Raw genomic sequence first — 3288 nt, forward strand, 5'->3', positions numbered from 1 at the left:
CGCTGCGCGGCACCCGCGCCGAGGTGGGCCAGCTGTTCGAGGCCGAGCTGGAGATTTCGCAGTTCCTTAGCGAGCTGGCCAAGCAGCACCCGGTCGGCTGACAATGGCAGCAAGCGCCCACCGGCACGGTGCGGCCCCAATTTCATAAGCAGAACGGCTGTCCCGTCAGCGGCCCACCGACCCGCCGGCGCCACCAGCCACCACGAAGAAGGAGTAAGCATGAGCCAGGAAAGCATTTCCCCACGCAGCAACCGCCAGGAACAGGAACAGCAGGTCGAGCAGGCCCTGACCCACACCCAGGCACCGAAGCCGGGGTGGATGACCTGCTTGACGAGATCGACTCGGTGCTGGAGACCAACGCCGAGGAATTCGTGCGCGGCTTCGTCCAAAAGGGCGGCCAGTAGGCCCAGGACCTCACCCCCGCGGCGGGCAGTGGCCTGGCGCACCACCAACTTTGACTCAGGCTGTGCCGGCAGCCGGAAGGGACCAGCACGTGGACCGCAGGATCTTTGGGATCGAAACCGAGTACGGGCTCAGCTACGTCCCGCTGGACGGGCGGCGGCTGACCCCGGAGGACGCGGCCCGGCACCTGTTCAAGCCGGTGGTGGACTGGGGACGGTCCTCCAACGTGTTCCTGGGCAACGGCTCTCGGCTCTACCTGGACGTGGGTTCCCACCCCGAGTACGCCACCGCCGAATGCGACCAGCTGCCCCAGCTGATCGCCCACGACCGGGCCGGGGAGGCGATCCTGCTGGACCTGGTCGAGCAGGCGGAGGAGGACCTGGCCGACGCCGGGCACCAGGGCAAGCTCTACCTGTTCAAGAACAACGTCGACTCGGCCGGCAACTCCTACGGCTGCCACGAGAACTACATGATCTCCCGGCGCACCGAATTCAAGCGGCTGGCCGACATGCTCATCCCGTTCCTGGTCACCCGGCAGATGCTCACCGGCGCCGGGCACCTGGTGGAGGTGGACGGGCAGACCCGCTTCGTCTTCTCCCAGCGCGCCGACCACGTCTGGGAGGGCGTTTCCTCGGCGACCACCCGCTCCCGGCCGATCATCAACACCCGCGATGAACCGCACGCGGACGCCGAACTCTACCGCCGGCTGCACGTGATCGTGGGGGACTCCTCGATGAGCGAGACCACCCAGCTGCTGAAGGTCGGGGCGACCGACCTGGTGCTGCGGATGATCGAATCCGGGGAGATCTACCACGATCTGCGCCTGGAGAACCCGATCCGCTCCATCCGCCAGGTCTCCCACGACTTCACCGGGCAGACCGTGGTGCGCTTGATGGGCGGGGACGAACCCACCGCCCTGCAGATCCAGTGGCAGCTGCTGGAGACCGTGCAGAACTTCCTGGACCGACACGGCGCCCACCACGAGCTGGTCCCGCGCATCATGGAACTGTGGGAACGCACCCTCACCGCCGTGCAGGAGCAGGACTTCTCACTGATCGACACCGACATCGACTGGGCGATCAAGCACAAGCTGCTCACCGGGTACGCGGCCAAGCACAACCTGGGCATGGATTCGCACCGGATCGCCCAACTGAACCTGACCTACCACGACATCGACCCGGCCCGCGGCTCTTCCACCTGCTGGCGAAGCGCGGGATGGCCAGCACCGTGGTCTCCAACGAGCAGATCCGCCACGCGGTCAACCACCCGCCGCAGACCACCCGCGCGGCGATCCGCGCCAAGTTCGTCAATGCCGCCCGGGCCACCGGCCGGCGCTACTCCACCGACTGGGTGCACATGAAATACGAGGAGGGACCCGGGGGAGTGGTGCTGTGCAAGGACCCGTTCGCCACCGAAGATCCGCGGGTCGATGAGCTGATCGAGCTGATGCGCCAACCGGTCTAGGTGCCGCGCATCGCCGGTTTAGCCAGCGGGGAATTAGAATTTTCACAGATTCCCGCATTAATCTGGAAAAAGTCCTCCCGCCGCGCCACCGGCTTGCGGCGGGCTGCAAACGATGAACCTGCTACGAAAGTAGAATCTGTGCGCAAAGTCCTGGCAGTATGTGTCACCGCCTCCGTGCTCGCCCTCACCGCCTGCGGTGCCGGCTCCAGCACCTCGCTGGACTCGATCGAGGTGAAGCCCGGGGCGGACGCCAACAGCGAACCGTCGGTGAAGATCGACGCCCCGCTGCTGACCGAGAAGTCCGAGGCCCAGGTGCTGGTCGAAGGCGAGGGGAACGAAATCTCCGAGGGCCAGACCATCAAGCTGAAGTCCGGCATCTACAAGAACATCGACGGGATGAAGGTCGATGAGAACTTCACCGGCGAAGCGGTGCCGATGAAGGTCGATGACACCATGAAGCAGCAGATGCCCGAACTGTACGACACCCTGATCGGTTCCAAGGTCGGCTCCTGGATCGCCTACACCACCGTGGAGGGCAACCCGAAGTCCGACGGCAGCGTCTCCGAGCCGGAGGACGGCGCCCGCGCCGAACGCATCATCGTGATGAACGTCGAGTCGGCCAGCGACCCGAGCACCGTGCTGGAGCAGTCCAAGGTCAAGGAGCTGAAGGACGCCAAGCAGCTGCCGAGCGTGGACACCAGCGAGAAGGAACCGAAGATCAGCATCCCGAAGGACACCCAGGCCCCGCAGGGCCTGGCCGTGGACGTGCTGGAAGAGGGCAAGGGCGCGCAAGCCACCGAAAACTCCGACGTGGAGGTCAAGTACCACGGTGTCACCTGGGCCGACGGGAAGAAGTTCGACGGCAACTTCGACAGCGAAGACACCGCCAAGTTCAACCTCTCCCAGGTCATCTCCGGCTGGACCAAGGGCCTGAGCGGCAGAAGGAAGGCTCCAAGCTGCTGCTCAGCGTCCCCTCGGACATGGCCTACGGCGACAACGCCACCCAGGTCCCTCCGGCCCGCTGGTGTTCTACGTAGAATTGACCAAGGTCTCCAACGCCGAATAACCTCGGCCCATCATCACCCACAGAAAGGCGACACGCATGTCGTTTGGCGAACGCAACTACGATCGCAGCAAGCCGGAAATCGATTTCCCGGGCACCGAGGCGCCCACCGAACTGGTCATCACCGACCTGATCGAGGGCACCGGTGCCGAAGTCACCCCGGGCACCACCGTGCAGGCCCACTACGTGGGCGTGGCCTGGTCCACCGGTGAGGAATTCGACGCCTCCTGGAACCGCGGCTCCACCCTGGACTTCCCGGTCGGCGTGGGCATGGTCATCCAGGGCTGGGACCAGGGCCTGCTGGGCATGAAGGTCGGCGGACGCCGCCGCCTGGAGATCCCCTCCGAGCTGGCCTACGG

General features: G+C 65.6%; 2 protein-coding genes and 3 pseudogenes. 4 read left to right on the forward strand and 1 reads right to left on the reverse strand.

From position 1 onward, the window contains the following. Window positions 1-165: 165 nt before the first annotated feature. Window positions 166-294 (reverse strand): hypothetical protein, encoded by a 129-nt coding sequence (locus JCM19049_RS23440; RefSeq protein WP_374700284.1) that lies wholly within the window; start codon window positions 292-294, stop codon window positions 166-168. Window positions 295-308: 14 nt separating this feature from the next. On the opposite strand from JCM19049_RS23440, the pseudogene JCM19049_RS23445 reads away from it, so the two are divergent. From JCM19049_RS23445 to JCM19049_RS10230, 4 genes and pseudogenes are all read left to right on the forward strand, one after another. Next, a pseudogene (locus tag JCM19049_RS23445) lies at window positions 309-404 on the forward strand (ubiquitin-like protein Pup); the annotation flags it as partial. An 89-nt stretch (window positions 405-493) separates the two neighbouring features. Beyond that, window positions 494-1866: pseudogene (gene pafA / locus JCM19049_RS10225) on the forward strand (Pup--protein ligase). Window positions 1867-2469: 603 nt separating this feature from the next. Beyond that, window positions 2470-2796 (forward strand): annotated as a pseudogene (locus JCM19049_RS20075) (FKBP-type peptidyl-prolyl cis-trans isomerase); the annotation flags it as partial. 172 nt (window positions 2797-2968) lie between these two features. Further along, the coding region (locus JCM19049_RS10230; RefSeq protein ID WP_054821531.1) for an FKBP-type peptidyl-prolyl cis-trans isomerase at window positions 2969-3288 on the forward strand (320 nt) is incomplete at its 3' end.

Source organism: Arthrobacter sp. JCM 19049, assembly GCF_001310435.1.